The following is a 20,764-nucleotide window of genomic DNA, read 5'->3' as shown; positions in this document are numbered from 1 at the left end:
GAGAGGTGCACCTGTTGTTATTACAAGGTCTTATAGAAGATTTTTCCAAGGATATTGATTTCCAGTCTGTCACCCGTGGCATCGCAGCAGGTATGAAGGAACAGCTTATCTCCGGTCTGTCCGGCTCGGCCAGACAAATCATGCTGGCTGCTCTGCATGAGGAGACGCAGCGTCCGCTGCTGGTTGTGACCCATAATATGTTCTCAGCCCAGAAGATGGCTGATGATTTACAGGAAGCGCTTTCCCCGGAGCAGGTGCTGCTCTACCCGGCGAATGAGCTGGTGGCGGCTGAGGCCGCTGTCTCAAGCCCGGAGACGCTGGCCCAGCGGATTGATGTGCTGACGCGCTGCGCCCAGGGCTTCCGGGGAATTGTAGTTGTTCCATACTCCGGCGTTCGGAGGCTGCTCCCCGCTCCGCATGTCATGGCTGAAGCCCAGCTTACGGTTTCACAGGACGGAACCTTGCCACTGGATGACTTCCTCATGTCCATGATTGAGATGGGCTATGAGCGGGTGGAGCGTGTAGAGAACCGCGGTGAGCTTAGTGTGCGCGGAGGTATTATCGACTTCTATCCCATGACCTCTCCATTGGCTTACCGGGTGGAGCTGTTTGATGATGAAGTTGATTCCATCCGTACCTTCGACCCTATGGATCAGCGCTCCATCGATAAGGTCCGCAGTGTGAAGATTACACCGGCCAAGGAGATTATATTCGATCAGCTCCGCCAGGATGCGGCTTCTACCGCTGCGTCTGCGATGCTGGAGCGGCAGCTTGAGAAGATGAGTGACCGTCAGGCTAAGCTGCGCCTGCGTGAGGAGATGGGCCGGGAGCTGGAGATGCTGCGGCAGGGTACCTATTTCCCGGAAGTCTATAAATATATCAGTCTGCTCTACCCTGAACGTATTCATCTGTATGATTACATGGCTCAGGATACTTTGCTTGTCCTGGATGAGCCGGCCAGACTTCTGGAGACCGCCAAGCAGCTGGAGCGGGATGAGTCAGAATGGAATATGCACTTGCTGCAGAACGGCAAAACGCTGCCTGAGCTGCAGCTCTCTGTCGACAGCGATGTTATTATGTACCAGCGTCCGTTCCAGAGCCTGTTTATGTCGATATTTCTGCGTCAGGTTCCGCATATTCAGCCACAGAATATCTTAGGCTTCATCAGCCGTGGAATGCAGGACTTCCATGGCCAGATGAATGTGCTGAAATCCGAGATGGAGCGTTGGCACAAGTCCGGCGTGAAGGTTATCATGCTGGCGAACGGCGAGGAGCGGATGGAGCGTATCCGCCGGGTACTGGATGACTATGGCATCGAGGAGCCGACGATCCTGCAGGGCAACCTGGGCTCCGGCTTCGAGCTTCCTTCGATTCATCTCGCAGTGATCACTGAAGGTGAGATGTTCTCGCAGAAGCAGCGCAAGGCGCGGAAGGTCTCCAAGGGCATTGATAATGCCGAACGGATTAAGAGCTATACCGAACTGAAGATCGGGGATTATGTGGTTCACCAGAATCACGGGATCGGTAAATATATGGGCATCGGGACGCTTGAGGTCAGCGGCATTCACCGCGACTATATGCATATCCTCTATGCCGGAGGCGACAAGCTCTCTGTTCCGATTGAACAGATTGACCTGATTCAGAAATATGTCGGCTCTGAAGACAAGGAGCCGAAGGTATATAAGCTGGGCGGCAATGAGTGGACCCGGGTTACCAGCAAGGTGCGGAGCTCGGTTCAGGATATCGCCGATGATCTGATCAAGCTGTACGCAGAGCGCCAGAGCGCGCTTGGCTATGGCTTCGAGAAGGATACGCAGGAGCAGCGCGAATTCGAAGAGATGTTCCCGTATGAGGAGACCCGTGACCAGCTGCGGGCGATTGAAGAGATCAAGAAGGATATGGAGCAGAACCGTCCGATGGACCGGCTGCTCTGCGGCGATGTAGGCTATGGCAAGACAGAGGTGGCGATCCGGGCTGCTTTTAAATCTGCGATAGAGGGCAAGCAGGTGGCGGTGCTCGTGCCGACGACGATTCTGGCGCAGCAGCACTACGAGACCTTCCGCGAGCGCTTCGCCAATTATCCGCTCAATATTCAGGTGCTGAGCCGGTTCCGCAGCCGCAAGGAGCAGAATGATACGATCAAGGGAGTACGCCAGGGGACAGTGGATGTCATTATCGGCACACACCGGCTGCTGTCTCAGGATCTGGTCTTCAAGGACCTCGGCCTTCTGATTGTCGATGAAGAGCAGCGTTTCGGCGTGACCCACAAGGAGAAGCTGAAGCGGCTGAAGACCAATGTTGATGTATTGACTCTGACGGCCACACCGATTCCCCGCACGCTGCATATGTCGATGCTTGGGGTACGTGACTTGTCAGTTATTGAGACACCACCCGAGAACCGCTTTCCCGTACAGACGTATGTGGTGGAGCATAGCCAGACGCTGACCCGGGAAGCTGTGGAACGCGAGCTGGCCCGTGGCGGTCAGGTCTACTATCTATACAACCGTGTACAGGGCATTCAGGAAATGGCGGCGCAGATCTCCATGCTGGTGCCAGAGGCAAGAGTGGGTATCGGGCATGGACAGATGTCGGAATCCGAGCTGGAGAAGACGATTCTCGACTTCCTGGACGGAGAGTATGATGTGCTGGTCAGCACCAGTATTATAGAGACGGGTGTCGATATTCCTAATGTTAATACCCTTATTGTTCATGATGCTGACAAAATGGGCCTGTCCCAGCTCTATCAGCTGCGCGGCCGCGTCGGCCGTTCCAACCGGATTGCATATGCCTACTTCACCTACCAGCGCGACAAAGTGCTGACAGAGGTGGCTGAAAAGCGCCTGCAGTCCATCAAGGAATTCACCGAGCTCGGGTCCGGCTTCAAAATTGCTATGCGCGATCTTTCCATCCGGGGAGCAGGCAATCTGCTCGGTGCGGAGCAGCATGGCTTCATCGCCTCGGTCGGCTTCGACCTGTATTCGCAGATGCTGGCTGAGGAAATCCGCAAACGCAAGGTGAGCGTGCTGGGCGAGGAGGATACTTCGCTGAAGCAGGGGAATACGGTCATTGATTTGTCGATTGACGCCTATCTTCCTTCCGAGTATATTTACGACAGTATCCAAAAAATAGAAATCTATAAAAAAGTGGCTGCAGTAGCCTCCTTCGAGGATGCCTCGGAGCTTGAGGATGAGCTGCTGGACCGGTTCGGCGAATTGCCGGAGTCCGTTATTAATCTGCTCTCTGTGGCCCGGCTGAAGGTGTACGGTAAGCTGTACGGCATGGAATCCATGGTCCGGCGCGGGGATGAGGTCATGCTTAATTTCCACGAGGGCAGCCTCGGGGTCTTTGATACGGCGAAGCTCGCCAAAGTTGGTAATAGCTTTGAAAGGCGTGTACAATTTGATAAGGATGCGAAGGCAACGATCCGGATCAAAGCGAAAGATTTAGGTGACAAGGAGCTGCTGGATGTGCTGGAGCAATTCCTGGCGGCAGCCAAACAGTCTTTAAAATCGAAGGGAGAATTACACAATGTCGTTAAATAAAAAATCCTGGAAGGTACTGGTGGTCTCGCTGACCGCAGCCCTGTCCTTCTCCATGCTTGCTGCCTGCAGCAATAAAAGTGATGATACTGCGGTGGCAACGTATAAGGGCGGCACCATTACCCAGAAGGAATTCAATCTGGATACCCGCGTAATGAAATTCCTGTCCCCAGAGCAGGCGCAGTATCTGGAGATTGATATGTTCAAGGAGTCCATCCTGAAGCAGGAGGTCGCGTTTGAATATTTGGCGGACAAGGCCACGGATGAAGCGAAGAAGGCTGCGGAGAAAGAAGTTGATACACAGATCGGCTCTATCAAGACTGCGCTGGGCGACAAATACAAAAGCACGCTGAAGGAACAGGATCTAAGCGAGTCGGACCTGCGTTCCTATATGCAGCGCGTACTTACCGTATATCAGGACATGCTGCTGAAATTAACAGACGAGCAGGTCAAGACCCATTATGAAGCCACCAAGGTTGATTATAGTGTGGCTACTTTGCGCCATGTTCTGGTTGGCATGACGGATAGCGCCGGCAAGGAGCGGACGGATGCCGATGCGCTGAAGCGCGCCCAGGAAGTGAAGGCGAAGCTGGATGGCGGTGCGGACTTTGCAGCCGTCGCCAAGGAATACTCGGATGATACCCAAACGAAGGAAACCGGCGGTGAATATAAGGACAAGGCTCTGGGGGAATATGTAGCAGAGTTCAAGGCTGCGGCCCACAGTCTTCCGCTGAATACGATCAGTGAGCCGGTCAAGACCACCTTCGGATATCACATTATCAAGGTGGAAGCCCGCAAGGACGCTGCCTTCGATACGCTGACTGCCGACCAGCTCAAAGCCGTGAAGAACGCTGCGGCTTCTGCCAGCCTGGAGACCTTCCTGGAGAAGGACCTGGATAGTCTGGAGATTAAAATCAACCTGCCGAAGAGCTCTGCTGCTGCAGGCAGCGCGGGAGCCACAGCTACGCCGGCTCCGGCTGCGGGTAGTGACACGCCAGCCGCTACAGATGCACCGGCTGCTACGGAAGCTGCTAAATAAAATTCAAATACAACAGCGGGCCGGAAGTCCAAAACTTCTCTGGAGTCACAGCAATCCCAAAACATAAAAACCATTAGTTCAATTTATATAGTTGGACAAGCCGCCTGATGCGCCATGCTGAACTGTGACCCACAAGAAAGACACTTTGAAAAAAGTGACCTTCTTGTGGGTCTTTTGTGTTTTAATCAGAATATTGGAAAAGGAGCGGGATAAGGCTGTGGGAAACTTAAATCGAACCCTATTTACGGAAGATAGCATCAGAAGATTAGAGAAGAATCCAAATGTTCAGCGAGTATCCGAGACGAATATTTCGTATACTGCTGAGTTTAAGTTGTCGGCAGTGAAGGCCTACAACGAGGGGACACCCCCGTCAGAAATATTTCTTAGGGCGGGCTTTGACCTGGATCTCATCGGTTCTAAAAAACCAAAGCATAGTTTGAAACGCTGGAGAGATAGCTTTGCTAAATATGGTGAACTTGGACTACTGGAAGAACGGCGTGGCAAAGGCAGCGCTGGGCGAAAGCCTGCAAGTCCCTTGTCTGCTGACGAAGAACTGAAGCGCGCAAAGGCGAAGATCAAATTACTAGAAGCTGAGGTCGACTTTCTAAAAAAGCTCGAAGCGCTCGAACGGAACAAAGGAAGACCTTAACCCCTTCGGAGCGCTACGAGATCATTTATCACACCCTGAGAGCCCATGGACTCAACCGCATGACGCGTTATCTCTGTGAAGTCGCCGCCGTGAGCACCAGTGGCTATTACAGATGGCTGGGCTCCGAGCAAAGACGCCAACTTCGTACAGCCGACGACGAGCGTGACCTTGTTCTCATTAAGCAACACTTCGACGCCTTACAAGGAAGAGCTGGCGCTTTGGTGATTAAGATGCGTTTGGAGCATCTCAGCGGGGTCACCATGAACCACAAGAAGATTCGCCGATTAATGCGTAAGTTTAACCTTGTCGCGGCCATACGGCAAGCGAACCCGTACCGTAAGATGGCAAAGGCTACGCAGGAGCATCAGACCTGTGCCAATTTACTGAAACGCCAATTTGACCAGAAAGAGCCGGAGAAAGTCTTTCTAACCGATATCACGTACCTGCGGTACGGAAACGGACAGTGGGCTTATCTATCGTGCGTAAAAGATGGAGCAACAAGACAAATTCTTGCCGACTGTGTAGCAGGGACACTAGAGTTACCACTCGTTGAAAAGACCATTCGGCGCCTGCTGGAACGGCTGGATGAAAACCTTCATCCAGAAGCCATTTTCCACTCCGATCAGGGCATGCACTACACGCATCCTAAAACTCGTCTCCAAATGGAGCAGGCAGGTTTTCAACAGTCCATGTCCCGTAAAGGGAACTGTTGGGACAATGCATCAATGGAGTCATTCTTTGGGCACATGAAAGATGAAATGAGCGTTCGAGATTGTCAGAATCTTACGGAAGTCAGGGCTCGTGTTTCGGAATATATTGCCTACTATAACTCCGAGCGATACCAATGGACATTAAAAAAGATGACTCCTGACGAATTCAGAAGTCATCTCCTTGCGAGCTAGCTCTAGGGTATTTCTTTTAAACCGTCCTCAAATTGGGTCACAGTTCATGCATCCGGGCGGCTTTTTTTCGATACAAAAGGAAGAAAATGCGGAGAATGGTGTGGTGGTATAGAAATCCCCGTTAGTGACCATAACTGGAATGATGCCGGGCCGGGGCGTTCTCATTCTCCATGAACAATTATATGCGGGCTGACGGATGTATAAGGAACTGGGAAGAGATGAATACTATGGTCAGATATTACGATAAATCACCGGGATTAACCATTCCCATAATGGACAGTAGTTGGACCATACTTCTTAAGAAAGCGGGGCAACATGTGAAATGAAAGCTACTGGTATTGTAAGACGTATTGATGACCTCGGACGAGTTGTTATCCCCAAAGAGATCAGACGCACCTTGCGGATTCGTGAGGGAGATCCTCTGGAAATTTTTGTTGACCGCGATGGTGAGGTTATACTGAAGAAATATTCGCCGATTGGTGAATTGGGCGATTTCGCCAAGGAATATGCAGAGTCGCTGTATGAAGGAACAGGGCATATTACCATGATTACGGACCGGGACACGTTCATCGCGCTCGCCGGCGGCTCCAAGAAGGATTATCTGGAGAAGCAAGTGGGCGTGCTGCTGGAAAAGGTAATGGAAAGCCGTAAAACGATGCTTGAGACCAATGCAGGCAGCTATGACATCAGCAAGGACCACACGGAGCTGTTATCCACGTATGTGGCAGCGCCTATTATCTCCGGAGGAGACCCCATCGGCTGCGTAGTGCTGCTGAATAAGGACGATTCGGTCAAGATGGCCCAAATGGAAGTGAAAATGGCAGAGACAGCCGCAGCCTTCCTGGGCAAGCAAATGGAGCAGTAATCAGCTGGTGCTGGAGGGCCCCGCTTTTCCTTTGGTTATGATAACCGTAGGGAATGGCGGGTTTTTGCTGTGGAATCAGCCCGCTGACGAATGGAAGCAGGAGCATTTACACTTCTACCCGTAGATAAGTTATAATATAGAAATTCATTTGCTTAGGTTAAAGCAAGCAAGCTCTATATTATGGCAGTTATGGCTGTAGAAGCAGGTAAATTATGACATCCAATACTCAAGGCTCGAAGCTGCTGCAAGGCGCTTTTATTCTTAGTGCGGCAGCTATTTTCTCGAAACTGATCGGTACGCTGCAGAAGATACCGCTGCAGAATCTGGGCGGCGACGCCGCGTTCGGCATCTATAATACGGTCTATCCGTTGTATACGATCCTGGTCACGGTGGCGATGCTCGGACTGCCTGCCGCTATCTCGCGGTTCGTGGCCGAGGCTTCGGTGGAACAGGACCTGCAGAAGGGGCGGAGGGTGCTGCTGCTATCAGCCGGAATTACGGCGGCCAGCGGCCTTCTGCTCGGGATTCTGGTCTACGCCGGGGCTCCGCTCATTGCGGTATGGGTCGGCAGCTCCCATATTGTCCCCGCTCTGCGCAGCAGCGCCTGGGGACTGGCGGTGGTGCCGCTGATGGCTGCGCTGCGCGGCTACTTCCAGGGACTGCATAATATGATGCCGACTGCCGTGTCGCAGGTGGTCGAGCAGTCGGTACGCGTGGCGGTCATGATCGCGCTTCTTCTGTATCTGACGGGCGCTGGCGCAGATGCAGCAGGAATCGCTGCCGGTGCGATGCTGGGTCCAGCCGGGGGCGGGATCGCCGGTCTCGGCGTGATGCTGCTGTATTGGCGCAGCCACCGCCGGGGCTTGCAGGACAGGCTGCCTCAAGCTCCGCTTCAGAACAGAACGGCATCGGCCGTACGAAGTGCTAAGCAGGGCATTCCTGCCCGCGAGCTGTTAGCCTATGGCCTCCCGGTGATGCTTGGTGCGCTGGCTGTTCCGTTAATCGGACTGGTCGATGTCTTCACAGTTCCCCGTCTGCTGGCGGGGAGCGGGAGCAGCGAGACGGGGGCGATGGCTCAGTTCGGCATCTATAACCGCGGGCTGCCGCTCGTGCAGATCGTAACGATGCTGGCGACCTCGCTCTCGGTCGTCTTCATCCCGGCGCTGGCCGAAGCGAAGTACCAGCGGGATGAGGCCTTGATCCGCACGCGAATCACGCTGTCGCTGCGCTGGTTCTGGCTCCTCGGGCTGGCCGCCTCCGTAGGCCTGGCCGTGCTTGCAGAGCCGGTGAATACGGCTCTGTACGGGGACGCCGCCGGCAGCGGCGCGATGACCTGGCTGGCCTTCACCGCCGCGGGCGGCACGGTCAGCATCATCTCCGCCGCGCTGCTGCAAGGCCTGGGCGCCGTGCGCGCGCCGGCGCTGCATCTCTTGGCCGCCGCTGCGCTGAAGGCGGCCCTCAACCTGCTGCTGATCCCGCAGCAGGGCATTACCGGTGCGGCCATCGCTGGCGTGGCCGCACATCTCTTCGCAGCAGCGCTGAACGTGCTGCTGCTCTACCGGCAGGGACATCTGCGGCTGCGCGCCGCAGATGTCCTGCTGAAGCCCGCGGCGCTGCTCGCGGGCCTGGGGCTGGCCGCCGCAGCCGTGAGCCACGGCGCAGCCTGGGCGGCAGACGCCGCCGGCTTCGGCGGCGGGCGGACCGCGGCCCTGGCGCAGAGCCTGCTCGGCGTGCTCGCAGGCTGCGCCGTCTTCGCACTCGGCGCAGTGGCGCTGCGGCTGCTCAGCGAGAGCGAGCTGCGCCAGCTTCCGGGCTTCGGCCCCCGCTTAGCGGACAAGCTGAAGAAGCTGCGCCTGTTCCCATAAGGCGCAGATCAATAGATACATATTGCAGCCGCCTTCGCGAATAGCAGCAGGCGGCTGCCTGGAAGGAGTAGACTGGCATGAGCGCAACATTAACGATCGTCGGCCTGGGCTCCGGGAACCCGGACCGGCTGACATTGGGCATTATCAAGAAGCTGAAGACGGCCTCGGCCGTGTACGTGCGAACCGCAGAGCATCCTGTCATGGCTGCATTGGCGGAGATGGAGATCGCCTGGGAGTCCTTCGACGGGCTGTATGAGTCGCTGTCGTCCTTCCCCGAGGTCTATGAAGCCATTACGGCAACGCTGATCGAGAAGGCTGCGTCCGCTCCGCAGGGCACGGAGATCGTCTATGCCGTGCCGGGGCATCCCATGGTGGCCGAATCCGCCGTCTCCCTGCTGCGCGGGCGCTGCCCGGAGGCGGGCATTGAGCTGAATATCCTCGGCGGCGAAAGCTTCCTGGATGAAGCGTTCGTCCGTCTGGGCTTTGATCCGATTGAAGGCTTCCAGCTGTTGGATGCCTCCGGTATCCGCAGCTCCCAGCTTCACCCGGAGCTGCATACTCTGATCGGGCAGGTCTATGACAGCTTCACCGCGTCTGAGACCAAGCTCTGCCTGATGGAGCTGTACCCGCCCGAGTATGAGGTGATTGCCGCACATGCGCTTGGTGTGGAGGGCGAGGAGCAGATTCTCCGGGTGCCGCTGTACGAGCTGGACCGGCTGGACGGCTATGGTAACCTGTCGCTGGTATATGTTCCGGCGAGCCATGCGGATGAAGCGCGTAACCGCACCTTTGCCCGGCTGCATGAAATTGTCGATATTCTGCGGAGTCCCGAGGGCTGTCCCTGGGACCGTGAGCAGACACATGAATCCTTGCGCAAAAATCTGATCGAAGAGACCTATGAGGTGCTGGAGACGATTGACGAGGATGACCCGGACCATATGAAGGAAGAGCTGGGCGACCTGCTGCTCCAGATTATGCTTCACTCCCAGATGGAAGAGGAACTGGGGACCTTCAGTGTCTACGATGTCATTGAGGGGCTGAATGAGAAGCTGTTGTTCCGCCACCCGCATGTCTTCGGCGACCAGGCGGCCGGCGATGCCGAGGAGGCGCTGCAGAACTGGGAAGGGATGAAGGCCGAGGAGAAGCGGCGCAAAGGCGTGAAGCCCGAAGCTTTGTCCGCACTCAGCGGGGTTCCGAGGGATCTGCCGGCACTGATGAAGGCGTACAAGCTGCAGAAGAAGGCATCCAAGGTCGGATTCGACTGGGATAATACAAGCGATGTACTGGCAAAGATCCGCGAGGAGATAGACGAGCTTCAGGAGGCGATTGAGACGGGACAGTCCGCCGAGGAGCAGATGCTGGAGCTGGGCGATCTGCTGTTCGCAGCCACCAATGCGGCCCGCTTCATCGGAGCCGATCCGGAAGAAGCGCTGACCCGTACCAACCGCAAGTTCGTAGCCCGGTTCGAGTATATTGAGCAGCGTCTGCGCGATCAGGGGGTCCGGCTGGAGGACAGCTCGCTCGAAGAGATGGAAGCCCTCTGGCAGGAAGCCAAGGCGGAAGAGCGGAAGCAATAGATTTTAGAATTATAGTCTTCTGCGGTATATCCCGCGCGTTTCACGGCAATGCTGTGATTATTGGCGCAAATCTCTGATTTAAAATGCAATGAGAGGTTTATAATGTTATAGTGCTATAAGCCCCATATCCTACGCAAGATGTTACTTTTTCAAAAAAAACGGCGGATCGCGGCAGGAATTGAGGGCGGAATCCAGAATATCATAAAGACGAAATGACGATTTGCCGTGATTTTCCGGTAAACCTGATTTTCATTTATTTTTTGTATCCTAGGAGGAACTTCAAATTATGAACAAAACAGATCTGGTAAACAACATTTCCGAGAAAAGCGGATTGGCCAAAAAAGACGTAGAAACCGTACTTAACGGAATGCTGGGTGAAATTACGGAAGCTCTCGCAAGCGGAGATAAAGTACAGCTGATCGGCTTCGGTACTTTTGAAACGCGCAAACGTTCCGGCCGCACCGGACGTAACCCGCAATCGGGCACACCTATCGAAATTCCTGAATCCACAGTGCCGGCCTTCAAGGCAGGCAACAAACTCAAAGAAGCCGTTAACTAATGCGTCTGGACAAGTTCCTGAAGGTCTCCCGTCTGATCAAGCGCCGCACCGTGGCCAAGGATGTGTCCGAACAGGGCCGGGTGTTGATCAATGGACGGGAGTCCAAACCGAGCAGCACGGTGAAGATCGGTGACGAGATTACCGTGCAGTTCGGCCAAAAGCTTGTGACGGTCAAAGTGGAAAAGCTGGTGGAAACGACCCGCAAGGATGAGGCCGCCGGAATGTATACCCTGCTCCGTGAAGAGCCGGTTGCCAAAAGCACGGGACTCGACTGGTAGCAGATCATCGCTGTACAAGGTTAAGAGGTATTCCTGAAGCCGGAAGACGGCGGAGCGGGATACCTCTTTTTTATAGAATTTTTATGTTTTGGGGTCCCCGCAAAGTACCTGAGTCATCATCGAAGCTAAAGCCCCACTTTGTGGGGTTATTTTTTTGTTTTCACCTGTTCTATACCCTGTCCTTCCTTCATAGATTAGAACCAAGAAGGAGGGGTACATGCTATGATCGAGCCAGCCAAAGTCAACAAACAGCATGATCTGCACATGCGCAGCCGCAAGCAGATTGAGCTTACCGGTGTGCAGAATGTGGAGAGTTTTGACAGTGAAGAGTTTCTGCTGAGTACAGAACTTGGTGAGCTGACCATTCGGGGGACTCATTTACATATCAAGAATTTAAGTCTGGAGAATGGAATGCTGTCCCTTGAAGGCAATGTTCATTCCCTGATTTATCTGGACCCCGGGGCGCAGGGCAAAAATAAAGGGATTCTCCGCAAGCTGTTTAAATGAATCCCTCCGTTCAATGGATCACCCTGCTCTATATGATTCTGTCCGGCATTGCCATGGGACTGGCCTATGACAGCTACCGGGTGCTGTCGCAGAAGCTGAGATTTCCCAATTGGCTGAATGCGCTGCTGGATTTGCTGTATTGGATAGGGGCGGCCCTGCTGGTCTTTCGCATGCTTTATGCCGGAAACCAGGGACAATTGAGGTTTTATGTCGTTCTTGGCCTCTTTCTAGGTGTATGGATCTATTTTTTGATCTTCAGTATTACGGTGCAGCGTTTTGTGGTAAGGTTAATTCAGTCAGTTCAGTATGTATGCAGGATGCTATGGCGGTTCATTACCATAGTCATCGGAGGTCCGATTCTCTGGCTGTGGCGCCTGGTTAAGGGAACAGTACTGCTGCTCGGCCGGGTCCTTCTTTATATTTTTAAGCTGCTGCTGCGTCTAACCAAGCCAATCTGGGTACTTCCTGTAAGGTGGGCCTCTCCGTATGCATCCCGGTTCGTTCATAGCGCCCGGATCGTGAGGATCACCGAGTGGATATCAGGGTGGCGGAAGCGCTGACCTTGAACCCTGGAACTGGAGGTAAGCTGAATGAACAGATTCTCTGCGGAAGAGAAGAATACGAACCAGAGTGCTTCGGCCGCAGGCGCGAAGAGAAGAAAGTTTATATGGATTCTTGTGATGGCTGTTTTCTTCGGCTGGGCCGGATTCACTTTCTTTGCCCAGAGCGCAGTAATCGCCGACAAGAGCGAACAGCTCGCCCGTAAGAAAGAGAACAGTGAGAGTGTAACAGCCACGCTGAATCAATTGAAATATGAGGTCTCGCGGCTGAATGACGATGAGTATATCGGACAATTAGCGCGTAAATGGTACAATATGTATCCTGCAGGGGAATCACCTATCCGTACCGAGCAATCCGGGCAATAAAAGCAGGCGAAAAGAGGCTTATGCTGTGTTGCCTTGCTTTGCTCTTTACTGTATAATCAAATCACCGCAGACAGGATGGACATTATATTCGTCTGTATATTTTTAAGGGAGGATCATTTTATTCTATGGCAATTGAAGTGGGCACCAAGTTAGAGGGCAAGGTGACAGGCATCACGCATTTCGGAGCATTTGTGGATCTGTCAGGAGGTGTCACAGGTCTCGTTCACATCTCGGAGATCGCCGATAACTACGTCAAGGATGTTAACGATCATTTGAAGATTGCGGATGTAGTAACCGTTAAGGTGATCAATGTTGACAAGGACGGCAAGATCGGACTTTCCATTAAGCAAGCCGTTGATAAGCCGGCATCGGAAGTACGTCCCCCCAGAGCTCCAAGACCTGAACGTCCAAGCGGTGGAGACCGTTTCGGCGGTGGTGGCGGCAGTGGCGGAGGCGGCGGTGGATTCAATCGTGAACGGGGTGGGCGTCCATTCAAGCCTGCAGCCGGTAAACCTTCATTCGAGGATAAAATGTCACGCTTCCTGAAAGACAGCGAAGAACGGATATCTTCGATCAAGAAGAACACAGAAGGAAAGCGCGGCGGCCGTGGAGCCAAGCGCGTATAATCTGAGTCTTGCACATCATAAATAAACCGCTGGGGCGTTTGCGCCCTTCGCGGTTTTTTTGTTGTATAGGAAACTATAGTTTCCTCCTGTTGTGGACAAGGTGTGCAATCAGCTGGTACTGCGTCATATGACTTTGTTGACTGATTTGCTGCCAGGTTAGCTGATTTTGATCAATCCGGGAGCGGTTCGCATGAAGCAGGCTTACGGCAGCAGGCTATTTTTGTCGGGCTTTGAACAAATTGCCGACAGCATCTATGCCATTCTCACATAAGTCTAGGGCAATCGCTGACGAATGTCCGCGCGGGCACTACCTGCAACCGGCAGTCTGACTGCGGCAGTCTGCAGCCAACCTTTTACCCCGCATGGGATTGGTGGGCTTTTCCACAGAATGTCGGGACAGGCTTTTTTGTCGGAAATTTTTTACAGATTAGTCTCCGTTTCTGACAAACTTTCTTAGGACCCCCGCTATATAATGAGAACCATAAAATTCATAAACGGGTGGTGCAAGGAATGAGTAAAAGCAATGTGGTGAATTTGCCGGAGTGGACAAGAGCAGGAAGCAAAGACAAAAATCAGAAAGAAGCCTTAGGTACGCGCTTGAAGGCGTGGGGCACCAAGCTGCCGGTTGTCCAGTTCATCGCGGTCAAGAAGTGGGTGCTGCTCCTTAGCCTAATGGGCTTTTTGCTGGGACGGGCTATGATCCTGGATGAGCTTACCCCGTTTGCTGCTGCTTATTTCGCCGTCATTGTATTTATGCGCAGGGATTCCATGCTGCCTGTGGCCGCAGCCATCGTGCTCGGCAGTCTCTTCACACCGTTTCCGGGTGCTATCGTGGTTGCCGCAGAGCTGATTATTTTTTATCTGATCTACAAAGGGCTGGAGAACTTCCAGCGGGTGGATCTGTCCTATGCCCCTCTGATGGTGTTCGTGGCTTCCTTTATGGTTGGACTGTTCCAGGTCGTTATCGGTCCTTCACTCACGTGGTATCCGCTGATGATGGCGGCCATTGATGCCATACTCGGATTCGTGCTGACGCTTGTATTCCTGCAGGCGCTTCCTTTATTCACCTATAAGCAGAAAAGCAGGGCACTCCGCAATGAAGAGGTACTCTGTCTGATCATCCTGCTGGCTTCCGTCATGACCGGCCTTGTCGGCTGGACCATTAATGGTCTATCACTGGAGCACGTCTTATCGCGGTTTCTGATTCTGATCTTTGCCCTGGCCGGAGGAGCGCCGCTTGGTGCTGCGGTTGGCGTAGTGACCGGGCTGATTCTCAGTCTGGCCGATATCGGAGCCATCTATCAAATGAGCCTGTTGGCCTTTTCCGGGATGCTGGCAGGCATGATGCAGTCCGGACGCAAAGGGGCGGTCTCCATCGGGATGCTGCTGGGATCAACGATTCTATCCGTCTATTTCATGGGACCGGGCGATGTCATGAATTCTACCTGGGAGACCTGTGCAGCCGTAGTGCTGTTTCTTCTAACACCTAAGGGGATGATTACTGCTATTGCCAAATATGTACCAGGCACGGCCGATCACAGCCGTTCCCAACATGAATATGCCCGGAGGGTCCGGGATATTACAGCAGACCGGGTGACCCAGTTCTCACAGGTATTCCAGCAGCTCTCCAGCAGCTTCGGGCAGATTCCCCGGGCCGCAGAGGCGGGCAAAAGCGACCGTGAGATGGAGGACTTTATGAATACGGTAACAGAAGGAGCCTGCGCCGGGTGTATCCGGCGGACCCACTGCTGGGATACCAAGTTCTATCAGACCTACAGGTATATGACAGACATGATGACTACGGTTGAGGAGTGCCCGGACATTACCGCTGCCCAGCTGCCGCCGGAGTGGAGCCGGATCTGCGGCAGGACGGGGGAGGTGCTTGAGGTGATGAAGGGCCAATATGAGCTATACCAGCATGATATGCGCTGGAAGCGGCAAATATACGACAGCCGCCAATTTGTGGCCGAGCAATTATCCGGTGTCTCGCAGGTCATGGAGGACCTGGCGAAGGAGATTAAGCGGGAAGGGCAGGCGATGTACCGTCAGGAGAGCCAGATCCGGGAGGCGCTGGAGAAGCTGGGCCTCTCCATTCACAGCATTGAGATTCTTAGTCTCGATCCCGGCCGGGTGGAGATTGAGGTTGTGCATGCCTACACCCGGGGCTTCGATGAATGCCGCAAAATGATCGCCCCGCTGCTCTCGGATATTCTGGAGGAGAATATCGCAGTGGTCAGTGAGACCGCCGTCCATCCCCGCGAGGGCTTGTCAATGGTGACCTTTGGCTCGGCTAAGGCTTACGAGATAAGCTCCGGCGTAGCTGCCGCCGCCATGGGAGGCGATATGCTGTCGGGAGACAGCTTCAGTACAGTGGAGCTGGGCAACGGCACCTTTGCCGTCTCCATCAGTGACGGAATGGGCAACGGGGAGCGGGCCCGGATGGAGAGCAGCGCTGCGTTATCCATGCTGGAGAAGCTGCTGCAATCGGGAATGGATGAGAAGCTGGCGGTTAAATCCGTTAACTCCATTCTGCTGCTGCGCTCCCCGGATGAATTCTATGCGACAGTAGATATGGCGCTGATCGACCAGTATTCGGCGCAGACCATCTTCATGAAGATTGCTTCCGCTCCGAGCTTCATCCGGCGGGGCAGCGAGGTGATTCCCGTGACGGCCAGCAATCTGCCGATCGGGATCATCAAAGATATCGAGGTGGATCTGGTCACCATGCAGCTGCGTCCCGGTGATATCCTCATCATGATGACCGATGGTATTTATGATGCGCCCGGATATGCCGTTAATAAGGAGATATGGATGAAACGTCTGATTCAGGAGCTGGAGGGCGATGATCCGCAGGATATGGCGGACGAGTTGCTGGATAAGGTAATCCGCTATCAGGGGAATGAGGTCCATGATGATATGACCATCGTGGTCAGCCGTGTCGATCATTACCACCCGGAATGGTCAAGCCTGCATATGCCTGGCGTCGGCCGGATGGAGCGCCCGCGTACGGTTAGCTAACGCAGTAAGCCATTCAGCTGACAACTAATTAGTCTATTGGATGAGTAAGCTGGAAATGTTGCACATAATGCAGTTTGACGCTGAAGATACCCCGGTATTTTAGTGGATTGTTGCATAAATTGCATTATTCTTTCCGCTAATTGACTTACGGGAGTAGGAATCCTGCCTTTTGTGCAACATTTTCTATACCAGGAGGAATTAATGAGAGGAATGTTGCATTTTAGGCAGGATTATTAGATTCGGCGAGTGCATTCCAGGTCACTCGCCAGCTCCTGCTCCGCTCCGTTTCAATCGCCGCCGGCTCAGCGGCGATTGCCTTCGGATTGTGATCTTATCGTGAGGTTAAAGGAACGGAAAGAATTGTGGAACTGTAGAAGCGTCAGCGTTCGCCTTTGTCTTTCGATTTCAACTGCAAACCGCGGTCTCAAATCAGGAAATTGGAAGACAACAGCGATCGTAAGTCTACAAATCTTGCAGTGACCCTTACCTCACCTTGACTTCATTCTGAAGTTTTTCAGCTATAGGCGGCGTTTGAAATCTCTCTACCTTGGCAATGCTAGTAACTAGACAAGGAAGGGAGGAACGGTCATGAAGCAAATTCTGCTGATCACGGACGGTTGTTCGAATGTGGGGGAGAGTCCGGTGCTGGCGGCTGCACACGCCCGTCAGGAGGGCATCACGGTCAATGTTGTAGGGGTCGTGGATTATGGAACCATCGGTGAGCTGGGCAGCCGGGAGATTGCCGATATTGCCAAGGCAGGGGGCGGGATCAGCCGGATCGTGGGAACTCCGCAGCTGGCCCAGACCATTCAGATGATGACACGCAAGACGGTAGTTCAGACCATTCAGCAGGCAGTTAATAAAGAGGTGCAAAAAATTCTCGGCGACGGCTCGCTGGCGGAGCTGCCTCCGCAGCAGCGTTCGCAGGTGGTTACCGTGGTCGATGAGCTGACCGAGACCTCGCCGCTGCGCATAGCGCTTTTAATTGACGCCAGTGCCAGTATGAAGCCGAAGCTCGGCGCGGTGGAGGACGCCATCCGTGATCTGGCGCTCAGTCTGGAGGCCCGGGAAGGGCGCAGCGAGATTGCCGTGTTCCATTTTCCCGGACGCTCCGGCAGTGAGGATGCGATGCTGGATATCGACTGGACCCGGAATGTGTCTGAGGTCCGCTCCCTCTTTTCCAGACTGAAGATGCGGGGGGCTACGCCGACAGGACCGGCTATTTTCAAGGTGCTGGAACATTATCGTTATGATAAACTGGAGAAATATCACAATTATCTTCCAGGGGAAGATGACGGGGCAAGAGAAGGGATGATTGATGGGTATGTCGTCTAATCCATCCTATCCGGCAGGCACAGTGATTACCGGCAAATGGCGGGGGAACCGTTATGTTGTGGAGCGTGTGCTGGGGAAGGGGGCAAACGGAACCGTATATCTGGTGCAGCGGGAAGGCAGACGGGAGCGGTATGCGCTCAAGATCGGATACGATACGCTGGAGCTGCAGTCTGAGATTAACGTGCTGACCTCTCTGCAGTCCTGCCGCAAGCGCAGCGAGCACCGGGCCCGCAAGGAGTCGCCGCTATCCTCCTATCTGCTGGAATCGGATGATTTCAAGGACCGGGACCATACACCCTTTTATGTGATGCGTTATGTGGAAGGAAGGCCGCTGCATCATTTCCTGTCCAGGAACGGTGCCTCCTGGCTGGGGCTTGTCGGAATGACGATTCTGGAGAAGCTGCAGACGCTGCATGAGTGCGGCTTCGTATTCGGAGACCTGAAGCCGGAGAATGTCATGGTATCCAGCTACGGGGAAGCCGAGCTGATTGATTACGGGGGAGCAAGCCCCATCGGACGCAGTGTGAAGCAGTTCACCGAATGGCATGACCGCGGATTCTGGAATGCCGGCAGCCGGACAGGCGACCAGAGCTATGACCTGTTTGCTTTTGCCGTCCTATGCCTGCGTCTGCTTAATGAAGAAGGGCTGAAGTCTGCCGCCCAGCAGCTTCCGCAGACAAGGAGCGTAGAGGAGCTGATGAAGCTGGCCCGGGAGCTGCCGGATAAGAAGCTGTCCTCCTGGCTGTGCCTCGCGCTCAAAGGCGGCTTCCCCGGTTCCGCGCAGGCAGCGGAGATCTGGAGAAGCCACATCTACAGAGGACGGAAGACCGGACATGAGACGATGGCGACCCCGCGCTGGCTGAAAAATGCGTTCGCGCTGTCTTTATTTCTGCTGGCATTCACGCTATACTGGGTTTTCCGTTTCTGATAATTAATTGAATGCTGTAATCGTACATAATCACCAAGATGCTGACCGCCGGAGCAGGCCGTGTAAGGGATGGCAGGAAAGGAAGCCCCTATGGAGCACAGGAAGGAACTGGTGGAATCCGTAATGGAGGCTGCGGCTGAATATGAGCTGTGGGCACCTCATGACACCATTGTAGTCGCAGTTTCCGGAGGGCCGGACTCTGTGGCTCTTTTGCGTATTCTGCATGAGATCTCCCTGACCCGGATGCCGCTGACGCTGATATGCGCCCATGTCAATCACGGATTCAGAGCCGAATCGGCTGAGGAAGCAGAGCTGGTGCGGGCCCTCGCGGCAGAATTGGGCATTCCCTTCGAACTGGGCGAATTCGATATTCCGTCCATCATCAAGGAGAGCGGGCTTGGCCCGGAAGGGGCTGCGCGGGAGAAGCGTTACCAGTTCCTGATCGCTACCGCACACCGTTATCAGGCACGCTCGGTGGCGCTGGCCCATCATGCAGATGATCAGGCCGAGACGGTGCTTATGCGGCTTTTGCGGGGGAGCGGGCCCTCGGGCCTTGCCGGCATGCGCTGGAAACGGACCGAAAAAAAGGTGGAACTCATCCGCCCCTTCCTGCGTATTAACAAAACGGCTCTTGTCGGCTTTTGCCGGGAGGAGGGCCTGGCTTATGCGGAGGATGCGACTAACCTCCTGACGCAGTACAAGCGGAATGCAGTCAGGCTGGAGCTGCTGCCTATGCTGGAGCAGCATAATCCGAGAGTGAGACAATCGCTTCTGCAGCTGGCTGAAATTGTCTCGGCAGAAGATGAATATATGGAGGCGAATGCGGCAAAATGCTTTGATGAGCTGGTTTTCACCGGGCATGGAAAATACACCTTGAAAAGGGCTGCCTTTGCGGCCATACCCTCCGCTTTACAACGGCGTTTGATTAAACTAATATTAAATTATCTGTCGGCGGATTCATCATTCATGGATTTCTCCAAGATTGAAGCAGTACGCCGGGGAACGCTGCAGGAATACCCTACCGTCTGGACGCTGGATATGGGTGGCGGTTATGTCTGCGTGCGGCAATATGATACCATTGTGTTCTCGTCCAAGCCCTTGACCCGGCAGGTAAGCTATACATACCGGCTGTCTTTGACTCATCCCCGGATTAAGCTGACGGAGATAGGAAAGGTTATGACGATGAGGGGGCTTGCGGGGGAAGTTTTTTGTGCACAGGAGGAGGATTACGGGAAGAACTCGGCTTGGTTTGACGGGGATGATCTTGTCCTGCCGCTCACCATTCGTTCCCGGTTGCCTGGAGATACCATAAGGGTTATGGGATTAAACGGAAGCAAAAAGGTAAAAGATATTTACATTGATGATAAAATACCTTCTTCCGAACGGCCTGCAATTCCTCTCGTATGTGATGCACTCGGCAATATCGTCTGGATTCCGGGCGTAAGGCGCTCGGTGCATGCCGCAGTTGGGCGGCACACGGCCACGGTTCTGCTCCTGACCCTGGAAGACCTGGAACAGGGCGAAGAATCGTAATGGCCGAAGTAAGTCTTTCATAAGTATATCTTAGGAGGTTCGCAAGTTGCAGAATGATATTCAGGAAATCTTGATCAGCGAAGAAGAAATTCAACAAAGAATCAGGGAGCTTGGCGCCCAGCTGAGCAAGGAATATGCAGACCGCACACCTTTAGTGATTTGTGTACTCAAAGGTGCGTTTATTTTTATGGCGGATCTGGTTAAAGTGATTACAGTACCCGTTGAAATGGACTTCATGGCGGTATCCAGCTATGGCGGTACAACCAAATCATCCGGCGTAGTCAAAATCATCAAGGATTTGGACACATCGGTTGAAGGCCGTGATGTTCTGATTGTCGAGGATATTATCGACAGTGGCCTTACACTCAGCTATCTGATTGACATGCTGCAGGGGCGCAATGCCGCTTCTGTCAATGTAGTCACTCTGTTCGACAAGCCGTCAGGCCGCGCAGTGAATCTTGAAGCCCAGTATACCGGCTTTGTGATTCCTGATGCATTCCTCGTAGGCTATGGACTGGACTATGCCGAGCTGTACCGGAACCTCCCTTATGTCGGTGTACTGAAGCCTGAGATTTATACCAAATGAACTACCCGCCAGCCTTAGATCTACGGATCACT

17 protein-coding genes are annotated in these 20,764 nt (G+C 53.9%); all 17 read left to right on the top strand.

The genetic code is table 11. From position 1 onward, the window contains the following. Positions 1-14 precede the first annotated feature (14 nt). The gene (mfd, locus tag MKX42_RS00790; protein ID WP_340750469.1) at positions 15-3,542 is read left to right on the top strand and encodes a transcription-repair coupling factor; all 3,528 of its coding nucleotides are present in this window, start codon (positions 15-17) and stop codon (positions 3,540-3,542) included. After that, positions 3,529-4,578: a peptidylprolyl isomerase gene (locus MKX42_RS00785; protein ID WP_340750467.1), complete on the top strand. Its 1,050-nt coding sequence runs from the start codon at positions 3,529-3,531 to the stop codon at positions 4,576-4,578. Before mfd ends, MKX42_RS00785 begins: the two co-directional genes overlap by 14 nt. A gap of 217 nt (positions 4,579-4,795) precedes the next feature. Next, a protein-coding gene (locus tag MKX42_RS00775; RefSeq protein ID WP_445669354.1) for an IS3 family transposase occupies positions 4,796-6,129 on the top strand; the annotation gives its coding sequence in 2 pieces (ribosomal slippage) (positions 4,796-5,177 and positions 5,177-6,129; 1,335 coding nt in all). Between the two features lie 322 nt (positions 6,130-6,451). Beyond that, the gene (gene spoVT, locus MKX42_RS00770; protein ID WP_036723994.1) at positions 6,452-6,994 is read left to right on the top strand and encodes a stage V sporulation protein T; all 543 of its coding nucleotides are present in this window, start codon (positions 6,452-6,454) and stop codon (positions 6,992-6,994) included. A gap of 212 nt (positions 6,995-7,206) precedes the next feature. Next, entirely contained in the window at positions 7,207-8,859 is a 1,653-nt protein-coding gene (locus MKX42_RS00765) for a putative polysaccharide biosynthesis protein (protein WP_340750466.1), read from the top strand. 77 nt (positions 8,860-8,936) lie between these two features. After that, positions 8,937-10,436 (top strand): nucleoside triphosphate pyrophosphohydrolase, encoded by a 1,500-nt coding sequence (gene mazG, locus MKX42_RS00760; RefSeq protein WP_340750464.1) that lies wholly within the window; start codon positions 8,937-8,939, stop codon positions 10,434-10,436. Positions 10,437-10,722: 286 nt separating this feature from the next. After that, positions 10,723-10,995 (top strand): HU family DNA-binding protein, encoded by a 273-nt coding sequence (locus MKX42_RS00755; protein WP_036723954.1) that lies wholly within the window; start codon positions 10,723-10,725, stop codon positions 10,993-10,995. After that, positions 10,995-11,273 (top strand): RNA-binding S4 domain-containing protein, encoded by a 279-nt coding sequence (locus tag MKX42_RS00750; protein WP_036723951.1) that lies wholly within the window; start codon positions 10,995-10,997, stop codon positions 11,271-11,273. The genes MKX42_RS00755 and MKX42_RS00750 overlap by 1 nt, the downstream gene beginning before the upstream one ends. A 222-nt stretch (positions 11,274-11,495) precedes the next feature. Further along, the gene (gene yabP / locus MKX42_RS00745; RefSeq protein ID WP_036723950.1) at positions 11,496-11,780 is read left to right on the top strand and encodes a sporulation protein YabP; all 285 of its coding nucleotides are present in this window, start codon (positions 11,496-11,498) and stop codon (positions 11,778-11,780) included. Next, a complete protein-coding gene (gene yabQ / locus MKX42_RS00740) occupies positions 11,777-12,340 on the top strand; it encodes a spore cortex biosynthesis protein YabQ (protein ID WP_340750462.1) in 564 nt (187 codons plus the stop codon). The genes yabP and yabQ overlap by 4 nt, the downstream gene beginning before the upstream one ends. A 30-nt stretch (positions 12,341-12,370) precedes the next feature. Further along, entirely contained in the window at positions 12,371-12,706 is a 336-nt protein-coding gene (locus MKX42_RS00735) for an FtsB family cell division protein (protein ID WP_340750460.1), read from the top strand. A 125-nt stretch (positions 12,707-12,831) separates the two neighbouring features. Continuing rightward, a complete protein-coding gene (locus MKX42_RS00730) occupies positions 12,832-13,332 on the top strand; it encodes a S1 domain-containing RNA-binding protein (protein ID WP_036696437.1) in 501 nt (166 codons plus the stop codon). A gap of 510 nt (positions 13,333-13,842) precedes the next feature. Beyond that, positions 13,843-16,350: a stage II sporulation protein E gene (gene spoIIE / locus MKX42_RS00725; protein ID WP_340750458.1), complete on the top strand. Its 2,508-nt coding sequence runs from the start codon at positions 13,843-13,845 to the stop codon at positions 16,348-16,350. A 588-nt stretch (positions 16,351-16,938) separates the two neighbouring features. Then, positions 16,939-17,685: a hypothetical protein gene (locus MKX42_RS00720; RefSeq protein ID WP_340750456.1), complete on the top strand. Its 747-nt coding sequence runs from the start codon at positions 16,939-16,941 to the stop codon at positions 17,683-17,685. Further along, complete coding sequence (locus tag MKX42_RS00715; RefSeq protein ID WP_442792623.1) at positions 17,675-18,613, top strand: serine/threonine protein kinase; 939 nt, start codon at positions 17,675-17,677, stop codon at positions 18,611-18,613. The genes MKX42_RS00720 and MKX42_RS00715 overlap by 11 nt, the downstream gene beginning before the upstream one ends. A gap of 69 nt (positions 18,614-18,682) precedes the next feature. Next, positions 18,683-20,146 carry a tRNA lysidine(34) synthetase TilS gene (tilS, locus tag MKX42_RS00710; RefSeq protein ID WP_445669288.1) on the top strand — a complete coding sequence of 488 codons (1,464 nt, stop codon included), beginning with the start codon at positions 18,683-18,685 and terminating at the stop codon, positions 20,144-20,146. Between the two features lie 46 nt (positions 20,147-20,192). Then, positions 20,193-20,732: a hypoxanthine phosphoribosyltransferase gene (gene hpt / locus MKX42_RS00705; protein WP_036696450.1), complete on the top strand. Its 540-nt coding sequence runs from the start codon at positions 20,193-20,195 to the stop codon at positions 20,730-20,732. The last annotated feature ends 32 nt before the right edge of the window (positions 20,733-20,764 follow it).

This window comes from Paenibacillus sp. FSL R7-0204, assembly GCF_038002225.1.
Lineage (GTDB): Bacteria > Bacillota > Bacilli > Paenibacillales > Paenibacillaceae > Paenibacillus_AQ.
The sequence above is the reverse complement of the archived record's forward strand: the minus strand, read 5'-3'. Positions and strand labels throughout refer to the sequence as shown.

Bases quoted from the DNA above. Each gene is read 5' to 3' on its own strand.
- MKX42_RS00785 (WP_340750467.1), top strand. From the start codon at position 3,529: ATGTCGTTAAATAAAAAATCCTGGAAGGTACTGGTGGTCTCGCTGACC.
- spoVT (WP_036723994.1), top strand. From the start codon at position 6,452: ATGAAAGCTACTGGTATTGTAAGACGTATTGATGACCTCGGACGAGTT.
- MKX42_RS00765 (WP_340750466.1), top strand. From the start codon at position 7,207: ATGACATCCAATACTCAAGGCTCGAAGCTGCTGCAAGGCGCTTTTATT.
- mazG (WP_340750464.1), top strand. From the start codon at position 8,937: ATGAGCGCAACATTAACGATCGTCGGCCTGGGCTCCGGGAACCCGGAC.
- MKX42_RS00755 (WP_036723954.1), top strand. From the start codon at position 10,723: ATGAACAAAACAGATCTGGTAAACAACATTTCCGAGAAAAGCGGATTG.
- MKX42_RS00750 (WP_036723951.1), top strand. From the start codon at position 10,995: ATGCGTCTGGACAAGTTCCTGAAGGTCTCCCGTCTGATCAAGCGCCGC.
- yabP (WP_036723950.1), top strand. From the start codon at position 11,496: ATGATCGAGCCAGCCAAAGTCAACAAACAGCATGATCTGCACATGCGC.
- yabQ (WP_340750462.1), top strand. From the start codon at position 11,777: ATGAATCCCTCCGTTCAATGGATCACCCTGCTCTATATGATTCTGTCC.
- MKX42_RS00735 (WP_340750460.1), top strand. From the start codon at position 12,371: ATGAACAGATTCTCTGCGGAAGAGAAGAATACGAACCAGAGTGCTTCG.
- MKX42_RS00730 (WP_036696437.1), top strand. From the start codon at position 12,832: ATGGCAATTGAAGTGGGCACCAAGTTAGAGGGCAAGGTGACAGGCATC.
- spoIIE (WP_340750458.1), top strand. From the start codon at position 13,843: ATGAGTAAAAGCAATGTGGTGAATTTGCCGGAGTGGACAAGAGCAGGA.
- MKX42_RS00720 (WP_340750456.1), top strand. From the start codon at position 16,939: ATGAAGCAAATTCTGCTGATCACGGACGGTTGTTCGAATGTGGGGGAG.
- MKX42_RS00715 (WP_442792623.1), top strand. From the start codon at position 17,675: ATGTCGTCTAATCCATCCTATCCGGCAGGCACAGTGATTACCGGCAAA.
- tilS (WP_445669288.1), top strand. From the start codon at position 18,683: ATGGCAGGAAAGGAAGCCCCTATGGAGCACAGGAAGGAACTGGTGGAA.